Annotated in this window: 21 protein-coding genes and 1 pseudogene; 9 read left to right on the forward strand and 13 right to left on the reverse strand. The window is 63.3% G+C overall.

Features of this window, described 5'->3' with window-relative positions:
• Window positions 1-87: 87 nt before the first annotated feature.
• The gene (gene der / locus X750_RS149795) at window positions 88-1518 is read right to left on the reverse strand and encodes a ribosome biogenesis GTPase Der (RefSeq protein ID WP_023747568.1); all 1431 of its coding nucleotides are present in this window, start codon (window positions 1516-1518) and stop codon (window positions 88-90) included.
• A gap of 76 nt (window positions 1519-1594) precedes the next feature.
• Window positions 1595-2257 (reverse strand): tetratricopeptide repeat protein, encoded by a 663-nt coding sequence (locus X750_RS149790; RefSeq protein WP_023747569.1) that lies wholly within the window; start codon window positions 2255-2257, stop codon window positions 1595-1597.
• A 193-nt stretch (window positions 2258-2450) separates the two neighbouring features.
• On the opposite strand from X750_RS149790, the gene X750_RS149785 reads away from it, so the two are divergent.
• Window positions 2451-3455 carry a polysaccharide deacetylase gene (locus X750_RS149785; protein ID WP_023747570.1) on the forward strand — a complete coding sequence of 335 codons (1005 nt, stop codon included), beginning with the start codon at window positions 2451-2453 and terminating at the stop codon, window positions 3453-3455.
• A gap of 26 nt (window positions 3456-3481) precedes the next feature.
• Here X750_RS149785 and sbmA read toward each other — a convergent pair whose 3' ends face one another.
• The 4 genes from sbmA to X750_RS149765 form a co-directional block, all read right to left on the reverse strand.
• Window positions 3482-4738: a peptide antibiotic transporter SbmA gene (gene sbmA, locus X750_RS149780; RefSeq protein WP_023668493.1), complete on the reverse strand. Its 1257-nt coding sequence runs from the start codon at window positions 4736-4738 to the stop codon at window positions 3482-3484.
• A 115-nt stretch (window positions 4739-4853) separates the two neighbouring features.
• Entirely contained in the window at window positions 4854-6005 is a 1152-nt protein-coding gene (locus X750_RS149775; RefSeq protein WP_031242886.1) for a YbfB/YjiJ family MFS transporter, read from the reverse strand.
• A gap of 184 nt (window positions 6006-6189) precedes the next feature.
• Complete coding sequence (locus X750_RS149770) at window positions 6190-7233, reverse strand: integrase core domain-containing protein (protein WP_023747572.1); 1044 nt, start codon at window positions 7231-7233, stop codon at window positions 6190-6192.
• A gap of 127 nt (window positions 7234-7360) precedes the next feature.
• Complete coding sequence (locus X750_RS149765) at window positions 7361-8551, reverse strand: hypothetical protein (RefSeq protein WP_023715386.1); 1191 nt, start codon at window positions 8549-8551, stop codon at window positions 7361-7363.
• A gap of 404 nt (window positions 8552-8955) precedes the next feature.
• Here X750_RS149765 and parC point away from each other — a divergent pair, with 404 nt between their 5' ends.
• Both parC and X750_RS149755 read left to right on the forward strand, forming a co-directional pair.
• Window positions 8956-11208 (forward strand): DNA topoisomerase IV subunit A, encoded by a 2253-nt coding sequence (gene parC / locus X750_RS149760; protein ID WP_023747573.1) that lies wholly within the window; start codon window positions 8956-8958, stop codon window positions 11206-11208.
• A 297-nt stretch (window positions 11209-11505) separates the two neighbouring features.
• Complete coding sequence (locus X750_RS149755) at window positions 11506-12720, forward strand: AI-2E family transporter (RefSeq protein ID WP_023747574.1); 1215 nt, start codon at window positions 11506-11508, stop codon at window positions 12718-12720.
• On the opposite strand, the gene X750_RS149750 is transcribed toward X750_RS149755, so the two are convergent.
• The 3 genes from X750_RS149750 to X750_RS149740 form a co-directional block, all read right to left on the reverse strand.
• Window positions 12708-13604 carry a DMT family transporter gene (locus tag X750_RS149750; RefSeq protein ID WP_023747575.1) on the reverse strand — a complete coding sequence of 299 codons (897 nt, stop codon included), beginning with the start codon at window positions 13602-13604 and terminating at the stop codon, window positions 12708-12710. The genes X750_RS149755 and X750_RS149750 overlap by 13 nt on opposite strands.
• Before the next feature lie 120 nt (window positions 13605-13724).
• Entirely contained in the window at window positions 13725-14489 is a 765-nt protein-coding gene (locus X750_RS149745) for an arginyltransferase (protein ID WP_023682417.1), read from the reverse strand.
• Window positions 14490-14628: 139 nt separating this feature from the next.
• Entirely contained in the window at window positions 14629-15099 is a 471-nt protein-coding gene (locus X750_RS149740) for an RDD family protein (RefSeq protein WP_023673020.1), read from the reverse strand.
• 190 nt (window positions 15100-15289) lie between these two features.
• Here X750_RS149740 and sthA point away from each other — a divergent pair, with 190 nt between their 5' ends.
• Window positions 15290-16678 carry a Si-specific NAD(P)(+) transhydrogenase gene (gene sthA / locus X750_RS149735; protein ID WP_023682415.1) on the forward strand — a complete coding sequence of 463 codons (1389 nt, stop codon included), beginning with the start codon at window positions 15290-15292 and terminating at the stop codon, window positions 16676-16678.
• A 57-nt stretch (window positions 16679-16735) separates the two neighbouring features.
• Here sthA and X750_RS149730 read toward each other — a convergent pair whose 3' ends face one another.
• Window positions 16736-17407 carry an alpha/beta hydrolase gene (locus X750_RS149730; protein ID WP_245271843.1) on the reverse strand — a complete coding sequence of 224 codons (672 nt, stop codon included), beginning with the start codon at window positions 17405-17407 and terminating at the stop codon, window positions 16736-16738.
• 216 nt (window positions 17408-17623) lie between these two features.
• Here X750_RS149730 and opgC point away from each other — a divergent pair, with 216 nt between their 5' ends.
• Window positions 17624-18859, forward strand: coding sequence for an OpgC domain-containing protein (gene opgC / locus X750_RS149725; protein ID WP_023747577.1), 1236 nt, complete (start codon window positions 17624-17626; stop codon window positions 18857-18859).
• 15 nt (window positions 18860-18874) lie between these two features.
• On the opposite strand, the gene X750_RS149720 is transcribed toward opgC, so the two are convergent.
• A complete protein-coding gene (locus tag X750_RS149720; RefSeq protein ID WP_023682412.1) occupies window positions 18875-19957 on the reverse strand; it encodes a substrate-binding domain-containing protein in 1083 nt (360 codons plus the stop codon).
• Between the two features lie 146 nt (window positions 19958-20103).
• Here X750_RS149720 and X750_RS1000000166405 point away from each other — a divergent pair, with 146 nt between their 5' ends.
• Together X750_RS1000000166405 and X750_RS1000000166410 are read left to right on the forward strand one after the other, a co-directional pair.
• Window positions 20104-20247: a hypothetical protein gene (locus X750_RS1000000166405; protein WP_023700561.1), complete on the forward strand. Its 144-nt coding sequence runs from the start codon at window positions 20104-20106 to the stop codon at window positions 20245-20247.
• 64 nt (window positions 20248-20311) lie between these two features.
• Complete coding sequence (locus X750_RS1000000166410) at window positions 20312-20455, forward strand: hypothetical protein (protein WP_023747578.1); 144 nt, start codon at window positions 20312-20314, stop codon at window positions 20453-20455.
• Window positions 20456-20494: 39 nt separating this feature from the next.
• Here X750_RS1000000166410 and X750_RS149715 read toward each other — a convergent pair whose 3' ends face one another.
• Window positions 20495-20869 carry a DUF423 domain-containing protein gene (locus X750_RS149715; RefSeq protein WP_023673013.1) on the reverse strand — a complete coding sequence of 125 codons (375 nt, stop codon included), beginning with the start codon at window positions 20867-20869 and terminating at the stop codon, window positions 20495-20497.
• Between the two features lie 43 nt (window positions 20870-20912).
• Window positions 20913-22177, reverse strand: a pseudogene (locus X750_RS01000000162950) (multidrug efflux MFS transporter).
• A 149-nt stretch (window positions 22178-22326) separates the two neighbouring features.
• Between X750_RS01000000162950 and X750_RS149710 the strand changes: the two are divergent.
• Together X750_RS149710 and X750_RS149705 are read left to right on the forward strand one after the other, a co-directional pair.
• Complete coding sequence (locus X750_RS149710) at window positions 22327-22992, forward strand: GntR family transcriptional regulator (protein WP_023689520.1); 666 nt, start codon at window positions 22327-22329, stop codon at window positions 22990-22992.
• 109 nt (window positions 22993-23101) lie between these two features.
• Complete coding sequence (locus X750_RS149705; protein ID WP_245259900.1) at window positions 23102-23335, forward strand: DUF982 domain-containing protein; 234 nt, start codon at window positions 23102-23104, stop codon at window positions 23333-23335.
• The last annotated feature ends 2 nt before the right edge of the window (window positions 23336-23337 follow it).

A 23337-nucleotide genomic window follows, 5' to 3' on the forward strand; every position in this document is an offset into this window, starting at 1 on the left:
ACGAAACGACTGATCTCCCCCCTTGCGGGGAGATGCCCGGCAGGGCAGAGGGGGGTGCTGTCCCGCCAGCCTGAAGCTTATTTGCGCTCACTTGCGCTTGTTCGCTCTCCCCGCGAACGGGTTGTCCGAAGTCCGCAGCGCTATCCTGATCGGCACGCCGGGCATGTCGAAGGCTTCGCGCAGGCTGTTGGAGAGGTAGCGGACATAGGATTGCGGCATCGCGTCGGGCCGCGAGCATTGGACGACGAAACCCGGCGGCCGGGTCTTGGCCTGGGTGACATATTTGACCTTGAGCCGGCGGCCGGCGACGGCGGGCGGCGGGTGATGCGCCAGAATGCTTTCCAGCCAACGGTTGAGCTTGCCGGTGGAAACGCGGCTGTTCCACACCTTGTGCGTATTGATGACGGCATCCATCAGCTTGTCGAGGCTGCGCCCGGTCTCGGCCGAAACCGTCACCGCCTGGATGCCGCGCACCTGCGGCAAAAGCCGTGTGGTCTTTTCGCGCAGTTCGGCCAGCAGTTCCTGCGGATTGTCGATCAGGTCCCATTTGTTGAAGGCGATGACCGGCGCCCTGCCCTCGCGGATGATCAGGTCGGCGATCTGCAGGTCCTGCTTCTCGAACGGGATGGTGGCGTCGAGCACGATGATGACGATCTCGGCAAAGCGGATGGCGCGCAAGCCGTCCTGCACCGACATCACTTCCAGCTTTTCATGGATCCTGGCCTTGCGGCGCATGCCGGCAGTGTCGAACAGTTTCAGCCGGCGGCCATGCCAGTCCCAGTCGACGGAGATGGAATCGCGGGTGATGCCGGCTTCCGGGCCGGTCAACAGCCGCTCTTCGCCGATCAGCGCGTTGATCAGCGTCGACTTGCCGGCGTTGGGCCGGCCGACGACGGCAATGCGCATCGGCTTGGTGTCGTCATAGGCGGGTTCGGCGTCGGGATCGGTGATGTCCTCGCCGATCAGCACCTCGCTGGCGGCGACGTCCTCGGCCTCGTCTTCTTCCTCGCCGAAGGCGCGGTCTTTGCCCAGCGCCTCGATCACCGCGTCGCGCAGATCGGGCATGCCCTGGCCGTGCTCGGCCGAGACCGGGATCGGCTCGCCGAGGCCGAGTTCCCAAGCCTCCAGCATGCCGCCCTGGGCGCCCTTGGCCTCGGCCTTGTTGGCGACCAGCACGACCGGCTTGCCGGACTTGCGCACGATCTCGGCAAAGGTGCGGTCGTCGGGCAAAAGCCCGGACTTGGCGTCGATGGTGAAGAAGATCAGGTCGGCTTCGCGGATCGCGATCTCGGTCTGCGCGCGCATGCGGCCGGGCAGCGTCGAGGCGGCGGCGTCTTCGAAACCGGCGGTGTCGATGACATCGAAATGCAGATCGTAGAGTTTGGCCGCGTGGACGCGACGGTCGCGGGTGACGCCCGGCGTGTCGTCGACAAGCGCCAGCTTCCGTCCCACCAGCCGGTTGAAAAGCGTGGATTTGCCGACATTGGGCCGGCCGATAATGGCGACTTTGAAGCTCATCCGGCTATCCATATCATCGCCCAAACCGCAGCGCGCCCTTGGGTCAGGCCCGAGGGCAGGCTTTGGGCGATGCGTATCATGACGCGCCCGAGCCGCGGATCAATTCCGACATCAGCGTCGCCCGCTGGCGCGCGTTGCGCGGGGCGCCGTCATCGGCGGCGATCTGGTCGAACAGTTTCAGCGCATCCTGGGTCTTGCCGTCTTTCCAGGCGGCAAGGCCGAGCGCTTCGCGCGCTGTGTGGCGCAGCGTGTTGTTGTCGGCGGTCAGCGCCTCGACGCGGCTGGAGACGTCGGCGAAGGAGCCGTGATCGACGAGCAGCAGGGCGGCCCGCAGGCGCGCCATGTCGCGAATGCCCTGGGGAATGGCGTTGTCGGCGGCGACGCCATCGAAATCGGCGACGGCGGCGGCAAAGTCGCCCTTGTCGGCCTTGACGGTCGCCGCGCGCATGCGGGCGAGCAGCGGATAGGCGCCGTAGCCGTCCTTTTCCAGCTGTTCGAGGGCGGTCAGCGCCTCGTCGCTCTTGCCGTCATTGGCAAGCTTCAGCGCCTGCGAGAAGGCATCGCCGGAGCGGTTGGCGCGGGTCTCGTCCCAATAGCGGTAGCCGACGAAGGCGGCGGTGCCAAGCACCACCAGGATGGCGAGGCCAAGGATCGCCGGACCAAAGCGGTCCCATAGCGCCTGCGCCTGCTCGCGACGGATCTCGTCGTTGACTTCGCGGATAAAACTGTCGTCGGACATCAATCAAAACCATTGCTGCCCTAACAGGGGCGCTTCTTGAGCCCGCGTTTTAGCGAAATTTCGCGGGCATGGAAGGGGCTCGGCAGGAAAATCGGCTAATCGCCGGGCGCATAGCTGCCGACGTTGATCGCACCCGCGCCACATTTTGCCGATAGCCGGCTTGGACTGCCTCCAGATCAAGCCCAGATTGCCGATGCCACGTTTGTCCCGCGTTGTTGCGTTTTCCTCAGCCGTGCTTGCCATGGCTGGTGCGGCTTTCGCCGACCCGCCGGCGCCGCCTGCCCCGGCAAAGCCGAAGCAAATCGTCATCATCTCGTTCGATAGCGCCCGGGAGATCTCGCAATGGCAGCGCAGCCGGGCGCTGGCCAAGCGCACCGGCGCGCATTTCACCTACTTTTTGTCCTGCGTCTTCCTGCTGTCGCCGCAGACGCGGGCCGACTACACAGCTCCGGCCAAGTCCGCGGGCAAATCCAACATCGGCTTTGCCGCTTCGAAGCAGGACGTCGCCGATCGGCTCGATCAGATCGGGCTCGCCGCTTCGGAAGGCCACGACATCGCCAGCCATGGCTGCGGCCATTTCGACGGCAAGGACTGGAGCAAGGCCGACTGGCTGAAGGAATTCGCCTCGTTCGGGCACATTCTGGAGAACGCCTATGCGATCAACGGCATAGCGCCCGAGCCGGCAGGCTGGCGCGATATTGCCCATGCCGTTGTCGGCTTTCGCGCGCCGTACCTCTCGACCAGCAAAGGGCTCTATGAGGCCCTGCCTGAAGCCGGCTACCACTATGATGCCAGCGGCGTTTCGAAAGGCCCGGTCGAGCCGCCGACCGGCGGCGGCTTGACCCGCTTTTCGCTGCCGCAGATCCCGGAAGGCCCTGATGGTAGGCTGGTGATCGCCATGGACTACAATCTCTATGTCAGGCATTCCGGCGGCTTCGAGCGGCCAAGCCAGGCGGCAGACTTCACCGAGCGGACGTACCAGGCGTTCCGCGCCGCCTTCGACAGGCAATATCAGAGCAAGCGCATCCCGCTGGTGCTCAGCTTCCACTTCACGCCGATGAACAACGGCGCCTACTGGGACGCGCTGGAGCGCTTTGCCGGCGAAAACTGCGTCAAATCAGATGTCGAGTGCATCAGTTTTCGCGATTATGTGCAGCGGCAACGTGGTAGCGAGAGGCAGGCGGCGGTGGGCGGCTGAGCCGCCAACCGTCTATGCAGATAGGATCAAGCCGGGTCGGGTTCCTTTGCCTGGCGCGCGAGGAAACGACGATCGATATCGGGAAGCGGCTCGCCGTGGATAATTGCCTCGAAGGCACGCAGGCGCTTGTAAATGGACAGAAGCTCGACAATCGTTGTCCACGCATTGACGAGATATTGGAACGAGGAGCGCACTTGCCCGAAGGCATCGAGAATTCGGTTCAATAGACCCAAACTGATTTTGGCGGCCACCATCGTTGGGACCAATACTATATAAGGGAATATATTATCTATCTGAAGATAGAATATGCGAGCCACATTGAAATACATGTAGTGGAAGTAAAGCCTAAAGTAATTTCGCCGCACGTTGTTAAATAGTTCGGCGACAGTGGGCGGCCGAGCACGATTCGGATCATCTTCACCATAAACAAGTTCTTTTCGATAGGCAGCCTCGACGCGCTGGTTACGGAATTCGAGGCCTGGCAACTTGATGCCGACGAGCGCCAAGAAAGTAGTCCCAAAAATCGACCAAACAATCGCTACCACCACTAGGGAGTAAGGGACCTCTCCGACGATTGGCAATTCAGTTACATTTTTCGACAGAACGAGGAGAACGGGCAAGAATGCGATCAGCGTCATTACCGAGCGGACCAAATTCACACCGAGTGCTTCCATCGTCGTGGAAAAGCGCATGGTGTCGTCCTGGACACGCTGCGACGCTCCTTCGATAGTGCGAAGCCTGTCCCAATAGAACATGTAGTATTCATTCATCGCCGTGCGCCAGCGGAAGATCCAATGGCTCACAAAAAATAGGTTAAGAACACCCACGGCAACGGCCAATCCAGCGACCCAGGAGATGGTCAGCAGTTGGCTGTAGAAATCCCACGGCGTTGTCGAATACGCCTTGCCGAGCGCCCGCTGTATGAGATCGTAGAACGGTCCGTACCAAGCGTTAAAGGCTACATCCACTTGAACCTGGAAATAGATCACGAAGAGAATGAGCGCGGACCCAAGGATCGACCAGTTCTGCCAAGGATGGGGTGAATACCACCTCCAAAAGCCAGCGAAAAGCGCTACGCCCGTGCCGTAGTATAGGTAGAACCAGACGAACGGGTCAGACCAAAAGACTTCAACGCCAACGGGCGTGTCGGCTGCCACCGGAGCAAGCCCAATCAGGGTACCCAGCTCTTGGCCGCCGAAAAACCAAATTATGATGAGCAAAAGGCTCCAGACGGCGGCCGAGGTGAAAAACAGCTTCGGCTGCGGGAAGAAGGATACGAACACTGTGGTGAAATCCTCGGTCGGTGCGCAAATCAGCGGGGTTCAGCGGGCATAAAGTCACACATTAGGTGGAAAGCAAATGCCCGTGCCCGATGCCCGGCATCGAGCAAGACCACAATCATGGCGATTTTGGCGCGGCCGACCAGGTGATCCCAGCAGATACCACCAATACGCCAGCAGCGACGATCGAGGCGAGGAAGAAGTTGCCCGAGGCTTGCGCCAGCAGGCCGGCGACGACAGGGCCGACGATCTGGCCGATGCCGAAGGACGCGGTCATCAGAGCGAAGATGCGGCGCGGCGCCTGCGGCACGAGCTGCCTTGCCGTCTGCAGGCCGAGTGCTGTTATGGCGATGAAGGTGCCGCCGAGCAGGACTCCCGCGAGCAACGGGCCGAAGGTGCCGCCGATGGCGACGCTGGCGGTGACGCCGACGACCTCGACCAGGCAGCCCAGCGCATAGGCGGTATAAAGCCCGATCCGTGCCGCTATCTTTTGCCACAGCCAGACCGAGGGAAAGCCGGCAAGGCCGGTGACCATCCAGACGCTTGCCTCGAAGACACGGCCGCCGCCGCCCTGGCGCACGATGGCGACCAGGAAGGTCGCCGTCACCACATAGCCGAAGCCGAACAGGCCGTAGGCAACGATGACCTTTGCCAACGACCGGTCCCTCGGCAGTGCCGGTTCGCGGTCGGCCACGCCGCTGCTAGGTGCGGTGCCGCCGGCGAGCAAGGCGACGAGCGCAAGGCCGGCGGCGGAAATCGCTGCCGACCACAGCCAGCCCGAAGCCCAGCCGGCATGTTCGGTGACCAGAACCGCCATCAGCGCTGAGGATGCCGCGATGCCGAGGCCGACGCCGCCGAAATGCAGCGCCTGCAGGTCGCTTCTGTTGGCGGCTGCCAGGTGACCGAAGACGATCGAGGCCATGAACACCATGACGAAGGCGCTGGCGAGACCGGCAAGGAAGCGGATGAGGATGAAGGCCGTCATCGTTTCGGTCAGTCCCATCAGGGCGGCGAGCGCAGCACTGGCGGCAAGGCCGCCAAACATCAGCAGCCGCTCGCGCCCATGCGCCCAGCCGCCGGCCGCCGCAAGCGCGCCGGCGAGGTAGCCGAGATAGTTGGCCGAAGCGATCCAGCCGGCATCGGCCGGCGACAGATGCAGTTCCTCCATCATGCCGGGCAGGATCGGGGTGTAGACGAAGCGGCCAATGCCCATGGCAACGGCCATGGCGATCATGCCGGCGAGAGCAAGGCGTAAGGGCGCGGCGTTCATTGCAGCGCACAATAAGGGTGCTGCCCGGTCAGACCAATCCACTTGCGTTGGGCCAGATCGGTCCGTGCAACGATGGTGGCCGGGCACGAAAGCCCATCTGACGTCGCGCCGCCCCGCCTGCCGGTTTCCAGCCGATAGATGGGTAACACTTTGAACCGGATACATAGGTGACACTTCTCTCCCCCTATGCGTCCGCCGCAGCGCCAAGCGGATTGGTTGGCGCGGCGCTGCGGCGGACAAGCTTCATGTGCCGTGTGTCGATGATGCCGAGCGGGTGGGCATGGAATGAGAGTGTCCATTGTCCGTCTTCGNGCTGTGAGGACCGGTAGTGCTGGGCGGGCGTATCCATGCCCAGCGCCTCATGGGGACGTTCCTCATTGTAGCTTTGGCGGAAGGTCTCGAAGGCCTGGCCCTGTGCCGTTCGGTCGGCTTCCGGTGCCTCGGCCATCGGCAGCATGGTCAGGTGAAAGCGCTCGTGACGTCCGTTCTGCTGTGGCCTGCCGGGTGCGATCCGCTCCAAGGTGATGCCGAGCTTGATGAAGCGCACGACAAGCGGCGTCAGTCCGGTGACGCCGGCCGATGCGAAGGGCGGGCCATTGTCGCTTCTGGAGCGATCCGGCAGGCCATGCTCTTCAAACAGCCGTTCGAACACCGGCCAGGCTTCGCTATCGGCCGTCGATCCCGTCGCTTCGAGCGCCAGGAGGTAGCGGCTCGACGCATCCATCACCGTCAAGGGTTCGCAACGCCAGCCGTCGCGGGTCCGGAACCAGCCCTTGTGATCGCCAGTCCACACCGCGTTCGGTTCTTGCGGCTGTGGCCAGGGTCCATTGCCGCAGGCCCGCAGGCGGGGTCGCTTGCGGGCGCGGACAAGCCCATGCCGCGCAAGGATCGCGCCGACCGTCGAGGCTGAAGGCCACATGAACTCGGGAGCCGTGCGCCTGAGCCGTGCCACGATCTTCTTTGGACCCCAAAGCGGATGCAGCTCCTTGGCCGCCACAATCCGCTCAACCAGATCCTGAGCTGTCGCCCGGCCATGATTGAGCGGGGCTCGCGGCAGGTCGTGCAAACCCTCAGGCCCAAACGTCCGATAGCGTCCTAGCCATTTGTAGCCGTTCTTGCGTGAGATCCCGTAGGCCGCACAAAGCGCAACCATCGTCTCATCCCCAGAAAGACACTCCACAACAAACCGTAGCCGCTCGTCCATGATGCCAGTCTCTCGCCAAACCATCGCCGGTCCTCCGGCGGACAAGAAAACTGTCACCCATGCTATCGGTCCATTCTGTTACCTATCTATCCGGTTCGGACACCGGCACCTTCTCCCCGTATAGTGACGGGGAGAAGGGAGCTAACTTCGATCAGTCTTCGTTGGCCTTGACGTGGACGCCCAGCGTCTTGGTCAGGTCGGCCGGGTTGGACATGGCGCCGGCCATGATCAGCGCGAACGGCACCGCTGCGGGCGGCTCGGCCGAAATCTCGAGGCTCTTCGGATCGTCGAGGTACTTGCTCACCGCCGCCGTCACTTCGGCGGTCAGTTCGGGATTGTTGAGCTGTGCCATGCCGAACGGCACGATCGCCTTGGCCTGGTTGGCGATGTCCTTGCCCGACATGCCCTGCTGCTTGCCGACATATTCAAGCACCTTGCCGGTGAGCGAATCGTCATCGAAGCGGATCGATGCGCTGTTGAAGGAGAGCTGCTGCAACAGGCCGAGCAGGGCCATGCCTTGCGCCGAATTGTCGGCGCCTTCGGGCTGCGCCGCCATCTTCTTCTGCATCTCCTGCAGCGACTTGACGAAGTCGACCGTGTAGCCGCCGAGGCCGAAGGTCATGCCGAGCGTGCCGGCATTCTCGACCGAGATGTCGTATTTCGACAGGTCCATCTTGCCGTCGCTCGGCTGCCAGGTGCCGCCGATTTCGATATTGCCCGAGATGTTCTGGTAGCCGAGGGCCTCGATGGCTTCCTTGGATTTCGCATCGTCGACCAGGGTCAGGTCGGCGTTGAACTTTTCCGTGGTGGCGGAAAACTCCATCGCCTTGCCGTCGGCCGGCGGCGTGATCTGGACAGCAAGCCCATCCACCGAGAAGGCGGTCTTGTCGGCAACCTTGACCGTCAGGTTTTCGAGTTCGGCCGACTTGTAGATCATCATCGAGCCGAGCGGGCCTGTAGCGCCCTCAGCCGGGATGTTGGCGTCGTGGATGACGAAGGGGGTGAGGTTGAGCGTGACGCCGTCCTTGCTGTGCTCGAAGGCCGAAGTCGTGATGGTCGCGACATCGAAGCCGCCATTGGCTTCGGTCACGCTCTCGAGCTTGACGTCGCCGATCGGCAGCGCCTCCTTTTCGGCCGCCGGTTTGACCGACACGCCCTGCAGCACCATGCTGGAATTGTCGCCGGTAACGCCGGTCCAGGTGATATCGACGCCCTGGACGGCAAGTGCGGCCTTCAGTCGGTCGGCAACCGCCGTGTCTTGCGCAAAGGCGGCATTCAGCGGCAGCGTCAGCAAAAAGGTCGAAAAAGCAAGTTTCTTGAGTGTCGAACGTTGGATTGTCATCGCGAGTTCCCTGAGAGAGTCCTGAAAAAGTGTTTTCTCAATTCTACGCCATCACCATTCCGTGACGAACTGGACGGGAAAAAGGCGCTTTCCCGCAGAGTTGTCGAAAATCACGGCAAAAGGCAAATCGGAGCGGGAGCCTTCGCCCGACGCGGTGAATATGTCATGAAGGTCGGGCTCCCCTGCGTACCGTCTCCTGCCTTAGAGAGGGCGTGTAACAGATTGATGTTGGTTGGCAACAGCACTGCTACCGTTGCTGTTGCACAGGGACGGCAAGGGGGAACATGAAGTCCGTCACATCCATTGTCGGACCTTGAGCCGCCCTCGTAAGCCCAAAGGCTGCAAAGTGCGGATTTCCGCAGCCCCGCCTTGCCGCGAATCACCCGCTCGGCTAGTCCAGCCGCATGGGAAAAAGGATTTTGCCGCCTGAAAATGGCGGCGGTGACCACATCGAACCGGTCGATCTGAAGAAGGCGCTGGAAGAGCGCTATCTTGCCTATGCGCTCTCGACCATCATGCACCGGGCGCTGCCTGACGTGCGCGACGGGCTGAAGCCTGTGCATCGCCGCATCATGCATGCGATGCGGCTGCTCAGGCTCAACCCCGACCAGGGCTTTGCCAAATGCGCCCGCATCGTCGGCGACGTGATGGGCAAGTTCCATCCGCATGGCGACCAGTCGATCTACGACGCGCTGGTGCGCCTGGCGCAGGATTTCTCCATGCGCTATCCCCTCGTCGACGGGCAGGGCAATTTCGGCAATATCGACGGCGATAACGCCGCCGCCATGCGCTATACCGAGGCGCGCATGACCGAGGTGGCGAGCGATTTGCTTGCCGGCATCACCGAGGACGCCGTCGATTTCCGGCCAACCTACAATGAGGAGGACGAGGAGCCCGTAGTGCTTCCCGGCGCCTTCCCGAATCTGCTCGCCAACGGTTCCTCCGGCATTGCGGTCGGCATGGCCACGTCCATCCCGCCGCACAATGCCGCCGAGCTTTGCAACGCGGCGCTGCAGTTGATCGAGCAGCCGGACGCGCCCGTGACAAAGCTGATGGAGTTCGTCCAGGGGCCGGATTTCCCGACCGGCGGCATCATCGTCGACAGCCGCGCATCCATCCTGGAGGCCTATGAGACCGGCCGCGGCGGTTTTCGCGTGCGCGCCAAATGGGGCCAGGAGGATCAGGGCAGGGGCACCTGGAGCATCGTCGTCACTGAAATCCCCTACGGCATCCAGAAGGCCAGGCTGATCGAGAAGATCGCCGAGCTGTTGATCGCGCGCAAATTGCCGCTGCTCGAGGATGTCAGAGACGAAAGCGCCGAGGACGTCCGCATTGTGCTCGTACCGAAGAGCCGTTCGGTCGATCCCGGCATTCTGATGGAATCGCTGTTCAAGCTGACCGAGCTCGAAAGCCGATTTCCCCTCAACATGAACGTTTTGTCGCGGGGCAAGGTGCCTAACGTCCTGTCGCTGAAGGGCGTGCTGAAGGAGTGGCTCGACCATCGGCGCGATGTGCTGATCCGCCGCTCGAAGCATCGGCTTGGCGAGATCGAGAAGCGGCTGGAAATCCTTGCCGGCTACCTGATCGCCTATCTCAACATCGACGAGGTCATCAGGATCATCCGCGAGGAGGATGAGCCCAAGCAGGTGATGATGGCCCGTTGGTCGCTCACCGACACCCAGGCCGAAGCCATCCTCAACATGCGGCTGCGGGCCCTGCGCAAGCTGGAAGAGTTCGAGATCCGCAAGGAGTTCGACGGTCTCACCACCGAGAAGAAGCAGATCGAGGCATTGCTCGCATCCGACGCCAAGCAATGGTCGACGATCAAATGGGAAGTCACGCAGGTTCGCGACAAGTTCGGCCCCGAGACCGAACTCGGCAAGCGGCGCACCCAGTTCGCCGACGCGCCGGAGCACGATCTGACCGACATCGCGCACGCCATGATCGAGCGCGAGCCGGTCACCGTGGTGGTCTCGGAAAAGGGCTGGCTGCGGGCGATGAAAGGCCATTTGGCCGACCATTCCACGCTCACCTTCAAGGAAGGCGACAGCCTCAAGCTCGCCTTCCATGCCCAGACCACCGACAAGATCCTGGTCTTCACCACCGGCGGAAAATTCTACACCATCGGCGCCGACCGGCTGCCGGGCGGCCGCGGCCATGGCGAACCGATCCGCATCATCGTCGACATGGACAACGACCAGGACATCGTCACCGCCTTCGTCCATGACCCGAAACGCAAGCTGCTGCTCGTCTCCTACGATGCCAATGGTTTCGTCGTGCCGGAGGAGGAGGTCGTCGCCAACACCCGAAAGGGCAAGCAGGTGATGAACGTCAAGGCGCCCGACGAGGCCAAGGCCTGCGTCCCCGTGTCAGGCGATCATCTCGCCATTGTCGGCGAGAACCGCAAGATGCTGGTGTTTGCGCTCTCCGAAATTCCGGAGATGGGCCGCGGCAAGGGCGTTCGCCTGCAGAAATACAAGGATGGCGGTCTGCTCGACCTGAGACCCTTCACGCTGGCGAGCGGCCTGTCCTGGCAGGATTCCGCTGACCGCACCTTCGTCAGGTCGCGCGAGGAGCTGGCGGAATGGATCGGCGCGAGAGCGTCGGCCGGACGGATGGTGCCGAAGGGATTCCCGCGGACGGGGAAATTTGGGTAGGGATCTCCCCCCTCGAGGGGGAGATGTCGCCGAAGGCGACAGAGGGGNGGAAATTTGGGTAGGGATCTCCCCCCTCGAGGGGGAGATGTCGCCGAAGGCGACAGAGGGGGTCGGTACGTCCTGACACGACACCCTTTCGCTGGCAGAGAAGGCTGGCGCTTCATGCGCGGCGACCCCCTCTGGCCTGCCGGCCATCTCCCCCTCAAGGGGGGAGATCCCAAGGCATTTGGACTATCGTCACGATTGCGGCACTATAACAGTGCATAAACGCTGTGTAGGCTGGGGAGAATTGACCGTTTGAAGGAAGCGAAGATCCAGAAGCCGGAACGTCAGCAGCGCCTGTTCGGCCTGTCGACACCGTTGCGGGCCGCCGTCATTCCGCCGCTGTCGGCTGCGCGCTGGCTGTTGGTGCTGATCGTCGCCGCCGGCGTTTATTTCTTCCACGGGTTCCTGTTTCCCGTGCTGGCAGCCCTCGTCATTGCTTTTGCCAGCTGGCCGCTCTACCGCCGGCTGCTTGCCGGTGTCGGCGGCAACCGCACCGTCGCCGCGACGCTCGCCATCCTGTTCATCCTCGCCTTCCTGGTGGTGCCGATAGCGCTCGCCGGCACCTACGCCATCAACGAGGTCCGCGAATGGGTCGGCTGGGCGATCGAGACCAACAGGCACGGCGCGGTCACACCGCACTGGATCACCTCGCTGCCTGTCGTCGGCGAGTGGCTGAACGAACAGTGGATCGACAATTTCGGCCATCCCGGCGGCATCGGCGAGCTGATCCAGCTGGTCAGCGGCGCCAATATCGGCAGCATCTATCGCGGCGTGCTGGCTGCCGGCGGCAGCGCCTTCGGCCTGTTGCTGACGCTGCTGTTCATGATGATCGCGCTGTTCTTCGCCTACCGCGACGGCGAACACTTTGCCGGCCAGATCGACCGGCTCGGCGAACGCATCCTGCCGACGCGCTGGGAGCGGATTTCGCGCGTCGTGCCGGCGACCATTTCCTCGACCGTTACCGGCATGACCGTGATCGCCATCGGCGAGGGGCTGGTGCTCGGCATCGCCTACTGGCTGGCCGGGGTGCCGTCGCCGGTGACGCTGGGCGCATTGACCGGCGTGATGGCGCTGATCCCCGGCGGCGCGCCGCTGTCGTTTACGCTTGTGTCGATCTACCTCGCCGCCAGCGGCTCGCCGATGGCGGGTCTGGCGCTGTTCATCTGGGGCGCGGTGGAACTGTTCATCGTCGACAAGACCTTGCGCCCGAAGCTGGTCGGCGGACCGATCAAATTGCCCTTCCTGCCCACCTTTTTCGGCCTGATCGGCGGCGTCAAGACGATGGGCTTTCTCGGCCTGTTCATCGGCCCCGTGCTGATGGCGCTGCTGGTGGCAATATGGCGCGAATGGCTGCGCGAGGTGGAACTGGCCGAAGACACCGTTCCCGACGGGGCGGCCGAGCTCGAAGGCGGGCCGCCGCAGATCGAGATTGTCGCCGGCCCGGCGAAGAAAAGTCAGGCTGGGTAAGCGACGGCGAGCGCTGCCCGGCGCTTGCGCCCTTCATGCAACTGCCACAGGGAATGCGCGACCAGCGTGACGATCAGGATCACGCCGCCGATCAGGCTGTTGCGCGACGGCGCCTCGGCAAAGATCATCCATATCCAGACCGGCGCCAGAACCGTTTCCAGGAGATAGAACATCGCCACTTCCGGGCCTGAAATGTATTTCGGCCCATTGGCCAGGCAGAAGAAGGCGAACGGCATGATGACGGCGCCGTTGAAAACGATCCACCATGGCGCTTCCACCTGGAAACCGGTCCTGGAGACCATGAGCGCCGCCAGCCCGAACGGCAGCAGGACGCCGGTCAGCGCGGTGAATCCCATATCCCTGCCGCTGGCGCGTGAAACGGTGATGGCGCAGGCAATCGCCAAGGCTGAACACAGCGCCATCACATCGCCGAACAGATTTCCCGTGCCGACGGAATCGCCGACGATGATCGCGATGCCGACGATCATCAGCGCCATTGCCGCAAGCGTCAGCGGCTGCGGTCGCTCCTTCAGGAACAGCCACGAGAGCAGCGCCGAGAACATGGTGGAGAAGGCCAGGATGAAAACCAGATTGGCGGTCGAGGTGTTGTAGACGGCGGTGATGAAGGCGATTGCGCCGAGCCCGTAGAGGGTGGCGACGACGAGCCCCGCCCAGCCGGGTATCAGCTGCGGAGCATTCTTGCTGAACGAGCGCCAGATGGCCCACACGATCAGCCCCGCCACGAAGGTGCAGCCGGCGCGCAGCAAAAGGATCGTCCAGGCTTCGCCATGGGCGAGCCGGATCAGGGGAATGTCGATGGTCAGCGCCAGCCCGCCAAGCGCGGTGAGCAGGAGTCCTTTGGTGTGGGCATTGTGAGAGGACATGCAACGGCTTTCGCAATGATTTGAGCAGATGCCGGTCGGCGCAATCGCCCCGCCAACGGGCGGAAGACCAGCATCGTCTCGGCTGAAAATGTTTAGATCAGGATCTGGTAAGAAGAAAAATCAGCGCGTGACCGCTTCGTGGTCGTAGCGTTCCCAGCCCTTCGGGCCGAGATGCTCCTGCGGCATGAAGCGCATTTTATAGTTCATCTTGCGCGAGCCGTTGACCCAGTAGCCGAGATAGACATGGGGCAAGCCCATGGCCCGGGCGCGGGCGATATGGTCGAGGATCATGAAGGTGCCGAGCGAACGGTCCTCGAACTCGGGATTGAAGTAGGAATAGACCATCGACAGGCCATCGGCCATCTTGTCGGTCAGCGCCACGGCGATCAGCTCGCCCTGGCCCTTGCCGGTGATGAATGTGTCGGGGCCGCGGCGCCGGTATTCGATCACCTTGGTGTCGACATGGGTATCCTCGACCATCATGGCGTAGTCGAGCACCGTCATGTCGGACATGCCGCCGCGGCGGTGGCGGGCGTCGAGATAGCCGCGAAACAGCGAATACTGCTCGGTCGACGGCTGCGCGTCGTGCATGGCGCCGATCAGATCGGAATTGCGCTGGATCACCCGCTTCATGTTGCGGCTGGCGGTGAACTCCTGCGCCAGGATACGCACCGAGACGCAGGCGCGGCAGGTCTCGCAGGCGGGACGGTAAGCGATGTTCTGCGAGCGCCGGAAACCGCCTTGCGTCAACAGATCGTTCATCTCCGGCGCCTTGTCGCCGACCAGATGCGTGAACACCTTGCGTTCGAACTGGCCCTCGAGATACGGGCACGGCGATGGCGCGGTCAGGAAGAACTGCGGCGACTGGGTCGGATGGTGCGTCATCGAACCTTGGGAACACTCCTGCGAATCGCTCTACCTTTGGCTTGGCTGGCGAAAAATTCAACAGGATTGTGAAGGCGGGGTTGAACGGACCCCTTCACATTTGCGCACAAATGCCTGTTGGCGTCGGTTGAACGCCGGTTCAACGGTCGCTGCGGCTGACGACGGTGCCAAGCAGCAGGTCGTGCAGTGTGCGCTTGCGATCGGAAAACAGCGTCACCAGGAGGACGAGCGGCGTCAGGATGACCGTGCTCGCCCAGAACAGCACCGAATGGACAACGGCGGTGAGGCCGTCGATACGGCTGCCGTCGAGACGATCGAGCCGAATGCCCATCATCTTCATGCCTGATGTGGCCTGGTTGCGACCGCCCAGCGTGTTCCAGATGTAGAGAATGGCGACCGCCGGCACGAGGATGGAATACAGCGCCCAGCCAAGACCGAATGTCAAAAGGCCAAGCACGGCCACCAGGATCGCGAACGGAATGGTGAGCAGCGCCACGATGCAATAGTCGATGATGAAGGCCAGGATGCGCCGCGTGCGCACACCGTCATAGGCCCTGACGTCGTCGAGCCTGCTGGTGATGATTTCGCCGTCAAGTACGCGCGCGTTCATGTCATGTCCTCGTAACAGGCGCCACGCTAGGGTGCGCCGCCACTGAAATGGTGAAGACCGCGGGCGGAATCAAGATCGGTTCGTCCATCGGTCCGGCTCGGCAGTGTGACGAGGTTGAGCCGATTGAATTTGGTGGACGGATGGCGTTAGCTTGCTGCGGCGCAACAAGACGCCGAGGGGACGGGGTTACATGGATTACGACATGCTGGTCATCGGCAGCGGCCCTTCCGGGCGCCGCGCCGCGGTGCAATCGGCCAAGCTCGGCAAATCGGTGCTGGTGGTCGACAGGGGCCGGCGCCTCGGCGGCGTCTCGGTGCACACCGGCACCATCCCGTCGAAGACGCTGCGCGAGACGGTGCTGAACCTGTCCGGCTGGCGCGAGCGGGGCTTTTACGGCCGCGGCTACCGGGTCAAGCAGGACATCTCCATCGCCGACCTGGTCGAGCGGCTGCACAAGACGCTCGACCACGAGGTCGAGGTGCTGCAGCACCAGTTTATGCGCAACGCCGTCAAAAGCGTGCGCGCCATGGCGAAATTCGTCGGCCCAAACAAGGTCAGCCTGACGGCAGACAATGGCGACTACTCGGAGGTTGGTTTCACCAATGCGCTGATCGCGGTCGGCACCAGGCCGCACCGGCCGCGCGACGTGCCTTTCGACAAGATCCGCGTCTTCGACAGCGATGAGATGCTGGAACTCGACCATCTGCCGCGCACGCTGACGGTGATCGGCGCCGGCGTCATCGGCGTTGAATATGCGACGATCTTTTCGGCGCTCGACGTGCCGGTGACGCTGGTGGAGCCGCGCAACACCATCCTCGATTTCGTCGACCGCGAGATCGTCGACGACTTCATCCACCAGATGCGCGACCGCGGCATGACCATTCGCCTCGGCAGTACGGTCAAGGAAATCGTCTCAAAACCGGACTATGCCGAAGTGACGCTCGCCGATGGCCGCACCATCCGCTCCGAGATCGTGCTTTACGCCGCCGGCCGCAGCGGCAATCTCGGCAGCCTCGGCCTCGACGTGGTCGGCATCGAGGCCGATTCCCGGGGCCGCATCAAGGTCGATCCGCAGACCTTCCAGACCAGTGCGCCCAACATCTATGCCACCGGCGACGTCATCGGTTTCCCCAGCCTTGCCTCGACATCGATGGAGCAAGGCAGGGTGGCCGCCTGCCACGCCTTCGGCGTGCAACTGCCACCGCCGCCGGAAACCTTCCCCTATGGCATCTACGCCGTGCCGGAAATCTCCACCGTTGGTCAGTCGGAGGAGCAGGTGCGCGAGAGCGGCGCTGCTTATGAAGTCGGTCTGGCGCGGTTCCGCGAAACCTCGCGCGGCCACATAATGGGCGTCAACTCCGGCTTTCTGAAGCTGCTGTTCTCGGTCGAAACGCGCCGCCTGCTCGGCGCCCACATCGTCGGCGAAGGCGCCACCGAACTGATCCATATCGGCCAGGCGGTGATCAACCTCGGCGGCACGGTTGATTTCTTCGTCAACAACACCTTCAACTATCCGACGCTGGCCGAAGCCTACAAGATCGCCGGGCTCGATGCTTGGAACCGGATGGGACAGGGCTAGGCGACGAGCATCTGCTCAGCTGTTCCGCCGGGCGCCGATGCGGTCTACCAAGGTCTCCTAGCCTGCCTGGCGTGCGACCAATGCTGGTCCCGCCAGCCATTGCCGGACGATGGCGGCATCCGGGTCGCCGATTTCGTGACCTGAAGGCACGATGCGCGCATCTACCTCGGCGCCATGTTTGTTGAGCAGCCTCACCAGTGGCGGCGCAAACGGCCCGTAGGTCTCGTCCGCGGCACCAGCGACAATCAGGACGCGCCTTCCTGTCAGATCGGTTGCCGGCGCATCGTCAAGCACGGGCATTGCTCTCAGCAACGCCGCTTTTCGGACGAGGCCGGAGTTGAGCAGCATCAGGCTGGAAACCAGATTGGCGCCGTTGGAATAGCCGACGAAAGTCGCCCGGGCGAGGTCGAGCCCGTGGCGCTTTGCGGCCTCGCTTGCGAAGGCGGCAAAGGCCAATGTTTCGGCACGGATGCTGGCCTGTTCGAAACTGGTCGGCGTGATCCGCTCGAACCAGCGGAAGCCGTCTTCTTGGCGGATGCGGCCACGCACCGCGACCAGCGTGGCGTTGGGGGCGATCTGCCTCGCAATCGGCACCATCGTCGTTTCGTCGACACCCGATCCGTGCAGTAAAAACAGGCTCTCGCCGCCGGCATTCTCCGGCTTGAGGAGGCGGTAGGGAAAGGCCAGATCCTGATGCAGAAAGGCGTTCTCGTCGCTATATCGATGCACGCTCATATCTCATTGATTTCACGGGGTATTGGTCCTTTGCCAGCTTCAAAACGGAATATTTTCACGCTCCGCGAAATGTGATTGCAGCAGGCTCATTTCAGACCGTTTCTGCGCCGATATGCTCCCTGCGGGAGGAATCGAAGCGGTGTGCGCCGATGGTCGCATCCCGGCATGAACAACGCGAGCACCCTTGCTCTCCTTTGAGGCCTTTTGTCGATGACCCTGCCAGTTCCGCCCGATCGCGCCCCGCGTATCGCCGATCGCGCTCCGCGTATCGCCGATCGCGCTCCGCGTATCCCCGATCGCGACACGCGCATTGACGTGTTCCGCGCGCTCGCACTCCTGACCATCTATATCGACCACGTGCCGGGCACCGTCTTCGAAACGCTGACCTACAAGAATTTCGGATTCTCGGACGCGGCGGAAGCCTTCGTGCTGATTTCCGGCATGTCGGTCGCACTCGCCTATGGCAACAAGTTCCAGCCGGGCGGCCGGCTACTGGCGACGTTGAAGATGTGGCGCCGGGCCGGCGTGCTTTACAGCGCCCACATCGTCACCACCATGGTTGTGATGGCGTTATTCTGCGCCGCGGCGGTGTTCGGCCGGCGGCCGGAACTGCTCAAGCTAATCAACATCGAGCCGCTGATGAAGAACACGCCGGAGGTCATGATCGGCATTGTCACGCTCGGCCACCAGCTTGGCTACAACAACATCCTGCCGGTCTATGCGGCGCTGCTGTTGATGGCGCCGCTCTTCCTGCTCTTCGTCAGCTACCGGCCGCTGCCGGCGCTGGTCTTTTCCGGCGCGCTGTGGCTCGTCGCCGGCCTCTGGCAGATCGCGCCGCCGAACTATCCCGAGCCCGGCTTCTGGTTCCTCAACCCGCTGTCCTGGCAATTCCTGTTCAACATCGGCCTTGCCGGCATGCTGCATGTCAGGCGCGGCGGCACGTTCCCGGTGAACCGCTGGCTGGTGGGCGCCGCGGCGACCTATGTCGCGGCAGCGGCGGTCTGGGTGCACAGCCCGCTCTGGGGCGAGATAACGTGGTTTAACCTGCCCGTGGTGATCGGCGGCTTCGACAAGACGTTCCTGTCGCTGCCGCGGCTCCTGCACATATTGGCGGTGAGCTATCTGATCGTCGCCCTGCCGGCTTTCTCGAACCTGTTCGGTCTCAGCCCGGATCATCCGCTAGCGCTGCTCGGCAAGCGCTCCTTGCCGGTGTTCCTCGCCGGCACGCTGATCGCCATGGCGGCGCAGGTGATGAAGCTGATCAATCCGGGCGGCTTTGCCTATGACGTCTTGCTGATTTCGGCCGGCATCGCCATGCAATTCGCGCTCGCCTTCTATCTTGAGTGGCTGTCCGGCATCGGCTTGGGCAAAAAGCCGGTTCGCAAAGAAGCGCCAGCCGTTCACCAGACCTTCGGCATGCCCGCGATGCCAAGGCTAAGCCGATGATCCCACATCAGCCGCCTAGCTAGCAGGCGAGGGGCCGGACGACCCCCGCACCACAAGATCGACCGGCAGCAATTGCCGGTGCTGCGAGCCGTCATTTTCGAGGATCGCCTTGACGGCCAGGCGGCCCATCTCGGCGATCGGCTGGGCGACAGTGGTTAGTGGCGGCTCGGAGTCGGCGCCTTCCGGCACGCCGTCGAAGCCGACGATTGACACATCGCCCGGCACGGCAATGTTACGCTCGCGCAGCCAGTCGAGCGCATGCAGCGCGATCTTGTCCGACATGGCCAGGATTGCCGTCGGCGTCTGCGGCAGCGCGAAAATATGATCGAGGCCGGCCCGCACGCTCGCCTCGTCATTGAGGGTTTCGTAGATTGGCACTTGCGAGACGTCGATGCCGAAGCGGGAGAGCTCGCCGAAATAGCCACGCAGACGGTCGCGTGTGCCCGAGTAGAGGGATGTCGTCTCGACTTGCTCCTGCGTGACGGGACCAAAGCCAGCGTCGGCAGATTCCAGGGCGAGTACGGCAAAGCTGCGATGGCCGAACTCGGCCAGATGGCGCGCCGCCAGACCCGCGCCGGCGACGTTGTCGACGCCGATCGCAGCGACCGCCTCATTTTCCGAATCGAGATCAAGCGCCACGAAAGGCAGTTTGCGTTCGCGCGCCAGTTCGACCAGCCGCGACCCACCCTCGATGCAGAACACGATGAAGCCGTCGACCAGGGCGCTCTGGATGTTCCAGGCGAGCTGCTCGCTGTTGGCGGCCGAGACCAGCGAAATTCCGGCGCCGGTGGCGTCGCAGGCCTGCGAAATGCTGGCCATCATGACGCGGGCAAAGGGATCGTCGAAGAAATAGGACAATGGTTCTGCCGTTGCCACGCCGATGGCGTTGACCTTGCCGGCGCGCAGCAGCCGGCCCTTGGGATCCGGGCCGGCATAGCCCATCGCTTCCGCCGCCGCCTTGACCCGCTCGCGGACCTCTTCGCGCACGATTTCCGGGCGAGCGAACACGTTGGACGCGGTACCGTGCGAGACCCCGGCCGCCTTGGCGATGTCGGCAAGCCGCACTGGTCTCGTCTTGCCGGAGGTCAATGCCGTCATTTTCGTCTCCTGAACCGGAGCCTGTTTAGCACTTTCGTTGGATCGGTTCAAATTTTCCCTTGATCGGACGGCGGAGAGAGTCTATATTTGAATCGATCCAAGGGATTCACCAAGTACAACTTGGATCGATTCAAGAGGAGGGTGCCATGCATCCCGTGAATTATCTGTTCGAAGACATCTATGGCAATGATTGGGGCATAGTCTCCGACGCCGCCACCCGCAAGCGCCGCGACAAGGTCGGGCCGTGGAGGCGTGACCTGCAATACCTTGTGAAACGCAAGCGCAACTGATCGGCCCCGGCATTTTCGTGCCAGCTGATTGGATCGATTCAAGTTCTTGAAGAGGAGAACGAACATGCATCTCGTGAAGCATCTGTTCGAAGACATTTATCGCAACTACTGGGGTATCTCGCCTGCCACGGAGCAGCCGGAAAGGCGGCGGCCGACCAAGTCTGCCAAGCGCAACCGCGACCTGCTGCCGCAAAACCGGCAGGATTAAGCCTCGTGTGATATCTGATGGGGCAGGGTTCTTGGCTCGTCAGGACCGTTGCCGCACGAGCGCCGAGGCCGCGATCACCAGCCAGCCCGCGATGAGCAAGGTGCCGCCGATCGGCGCCGACATCGGGAACAGCCGCGATCCCACGAAATCCCGTGCCAGCAGATCGCCGCAGAACAGAACAAGCCCGACGAGCAGCACCAGGCTGCCGATCCGCAAGATCCGGTTTGCGCCGGCGAGGCCGACGGCCAAAAACACCGGCGCATGCATGAGCAGGAAGGATGCGGCCGTGCCGACGAACGCGCCGCCGAGATGCGCTGAAGCCGCCGACAGCGCCACGCCCGCCGCGCCGGCAATGCCGCCGGCGAAAACGAGGATGCGCGCGCTGTTTGCTGGTGCTGACTCGGCGATGCTCATGTCTCGGGCTCCGTGATTGACGATAGGCGGCGCGACCTGTCTGTCAGGATTTTTCCGATATCGCCAGCATGTCGCGCGTGCGGCGCGCCTGGGCCAGCCAATTATACGCGGCACCGCCCGCCATCAGCACCGACGTGCCGAGAAACACCGCGCGCATGCCGAAATGGCCGCCGACGAAGCCGCCCAGCAGCGGCCCCGCGACCTGGCCGACATATTGCGCCGAGATTGCCAGGCCCAGCACATTGCCGCCGACCCCATCGGGAACATTGTGGCGGATGACGCTGGTGATGCAGGGCAACAGCCCGCCCAGCACCAGACCCATAAGGAACCGCAGCCCGACCAACTGCCAGCTCTCGGTGACGAAGGCCTGCGGTATCAACAGCAGCGCCGAGACGGCCAGCGATGCGACGATGACGTTCCAGTGGCCGATGCGGTCGGCGAGCTTGCCCAGCCTGACGCCGACAGGATGACGCCGAGTGCGGCCGCCGACATGACGACACCGGAGACCAGCGTCACCCGGCTTGCGTCCGCGACCAGTTGCTGGACGTAGACGGTGATGATCGGCTCGATCGACATGTTGGCGAAGGTGAACAGCATGCCGGTTGCCAGCATCGCCACGACAGGGCGTTTGTCGGGGATCTGCGCCCAACCGCCCTTTGGTTTCTCCTTGGGTTGTGCCTGCATTGGCGGGCGAGGCATCTCCTTGATCAGGAACGTCGTCGCCAGCGCCGCCAGGAAAATGACGCCGCCCGCGATGAGGAAGGTGGCGCGAATACCGATCAATGGCGGCAGCGCGCCGCCAAGCAACGGGCCGACCAGGGAGCCTGCGGTGATGCCGGCCGACAGCACGCCAAGCGCCCAGCCGGAGCGCTCCTTCGGCGTCTGCATGGCGACAAGTATCGTCGAGCCTGAGGAATAACCGCCGGCAAAGCCGATCAGCAGGCGCAAAAGCACCAATTGCCAGACGGTCTGCACCATGCCGGTCAGCGACATGCAGATCGCCATGCCGAAACTGGCGCGCACCAGCATCACCTTGCGGCCGTAGCGGTCGCCGAGCCGCCCCCACAGCGGTGCGACAAGGGCCGCGGCAAGGAAGGTGGCGCCGAAGGCGATGCCGGACCATTGCACGATCGCCGCGTGGCCCAGGGCGCCCAGCTGTTCGACATAGAGCGGCAGGAACGGCAGCAACAGCGTCATCGCCACAAGCGTGCTGAACGATCCGGCAAAGCACACGAGCAGGTTGCGCCGCCAATGAATGTTGTAGGTGGAAGGCGCTTCGGCGGCCTGCGCTGCACTGTCCTGCGGCATGTCCTGTCCTGTCCGCTTGCTGCGGATACCATTCTGGGATACCAACTTGGTACCTCATGGACGCAAAGCCCGGCTGCTGTCAATCAGGCGCTCTCAATGTGATCGGCAAGACCAACGGGCAAGGCCGATCGCCAGCAATGGAAGCAACTATGTCGCAGATGCAGATCGTCGAAAAAGCGCTTCGCGAGATGATCCTTGGCCTTGAGGTCGGTCCTGGCGAGCGGCTGACGGAGCGCTGGATCGAGAGCCGCTTCGGCGCCTCGCGCACGCCGGTCAGGGCAGCCCTGCTGCGGCTGGAGACGGAAGGGCTGATCTGCCGCGACGGGCGCGGCTGGACCGTGTCGCCGATCAACCTTGCCGAACTGGAACAGATCGCGGTGTACCGCGAAGCGGTCGAGGTCGCGGCGGTCAGGCTGACTTCGGCGCTGGCCGACAGGAGCGCAGCCGATGTCATCGAGGCGATGCTGGACTCCTGCGACACTGCCACGCCGCGCGAGGAATGGCACCGCGTCGGCATGGATTTCCATATCGAACTGGCGCGGCTCTCCGGCAACGAGTTCCTGTTTCGGGCCGTGCGCGATGCCATGACGCGGCTGTCGCGGGCGCGCTGGCTGGAGGTGCGCGACGAGGCGGCCCTTGGCCGCGCCTGGAGCGAGCATCACGCCATTCTGGCAGCGGTGCGGGCCGGCGATGCCGATGCGGCGGCGGCGCGACTTTCCGCCCATATAGCCGGCAGCCGCGCCCGCCTGGTGACGTCGTTGCACAATGACCGGCGCGGCCTGCGCGCCAGGGGTTTTGCCGTCGTCGCCGCTTGATACTGGTCACGAAAACGAAAGAACGCCGTCGCGATCCGCTTTCGGCCTCGCTTCGCGGACGCCGATGGCGTAAGAGGCGGCCATGGAAAACAACCGATTTGAAACACCCGTGACCGTTAAGTCGGGCACGGAGGGAAGCACTCAGCTCTTGCGTACGGTGCGCGAGGCTTCCGATTACCTGCTCAACAGCTGGCCCGGCAAGCGCAGCCCCAAGCACCGCGAAGCGCTGCAGGCCTGCCATGACGCGCTGGCCGGCGACAAGCCGGCGATGATTGCAAGACGCGCCTTCATCGCCGCCGCGCGCGAGGTCAACGTCTTCGTCAGCGACAAGGCCCCGGCCTGATC

Origin of the sequence: Mesorhizobium sp. LNJC391B00 (genome assembly GCF_000502535.1) — a bacterium.
Taxonomy (GTDB): Bacteria; Pseudomonadota; Alphaproteobacteria; order Rhizobiales; family Rhizobiaceae; genus Mesorhizobium.

Excerpts from the sequence above, each read along its gene's own strand:
- der (WP_023747568.1), bottom strand. The coding sequence starts at position 1,518 with ATGAGCTTCAAAGTCGCCATTATCGGCCGGCCCAATGTCGGCAAATCC.
- X750_RS149790 (WP_023747569.1), bottom strand. The coding sequence starts at position 2,257 with ATGTCCGACGACAGTTTTATCCGCGAAGTCAACGACGAGATCCGTCGC.
- X750_RS149785 (WP_023747570.1), top strand. The coding sequence starts at position 2,451 with ATGCCACGTTTGTCCCGCGTTGTTGCGTTTTCCTCAGCCGTGCTTGCC.
- X750_RS149775 (WP_031242886.1), bottom strand. The coding sequence starts at position 6,005 with ATGAACGCCGCGCCCTTACGCCTTGCTCTCGCCGGCATGATCGCCATG.
- X750_RS149765 (WP_023715386.1), bottom strand. The coding sequence starts at position 8,551 with ATGACAATCCAACGTTCGACACTCAAGAAACTTGCTTTTTCGACCTTT.
- parC (WP_023747573.1), top strand. The coding sequence starts at position 8,956 with ATGGGAAAAAGGATTTTGCCGCCTGAAAATGGCGGCGGTGACCACATC.
- X750_RS149750 (WP_023747575.1), bottom strand. The coding sequence starts at position 13,604 with ATGTCCTCTCACAATGCCCACACCAAAGGACTCCTGCTCACCGCGCTT.
- X750_RS149745 (WP_023682417.1), bottom strand. The coding sequence starts at position 14,489 with ATGACGCACCATCCGACCCAGTCGCCGCAGTTCTTCCTGACCGCGCCA.
- X750_RS149740 (WP_023673020.1), bottom strand. The coding sequence starts at position 15,099 with ATGAACGCGCGCGTACTTGACGGCGAAATCATCACCAGCAGGCTCGAC.
- sthA (WP_023682415.1), top strand. The coding sequence starts at position 15,290 with ATGGATTACGACATGCTGGTCATCGGCAGCGGCCCTTCCGGGCGCCGC.
- opgC (WP_023747577.1), top strand. The coding sequence starts at position 17,624 with ATGACCCTGCCAGTTCCGCCCGATCGCGCCCCGCGTATCGCCGATCGC.
- X750_RS149720 (WP_023682412.1), bottom strand. The coding sequence starts at position 19,957 with ATGACGGCATTGACCTCCGGCAAGACGAGACCAGTGCGGCTTGCCGAC.
- X750_RS1000000166405 (WP_023700561.1), top strand. The coding sequence starts at position 20,104 with ATGCATCCCGTGAATTATCTGTTCGAAGACATCTATGGCAATGATTGG.
- X750_RS1000000166410 (WP_023747578.1), top strand. The coding sequence starts at position 20,312 with ATGCATCTCGTGAAGCATCTGTTCGAAGACATTTATCGCAACTACTGG.
- X750_RS149715 (WP_023673013.1), bottom strand. The coding sequence starts at position 20,869 with ATGAGCATCGCCGAGTCAGCACCAGCAAACAGCGCGCGCATCCTCGTT.
- X750_RS149710 (WP_023689520.1), top strand. The coding sequence starts at position 22,327 with ATGTCGCAGATGCAGATCGTCGAAAAAGCGCTTCGCGAGATGATCCTT.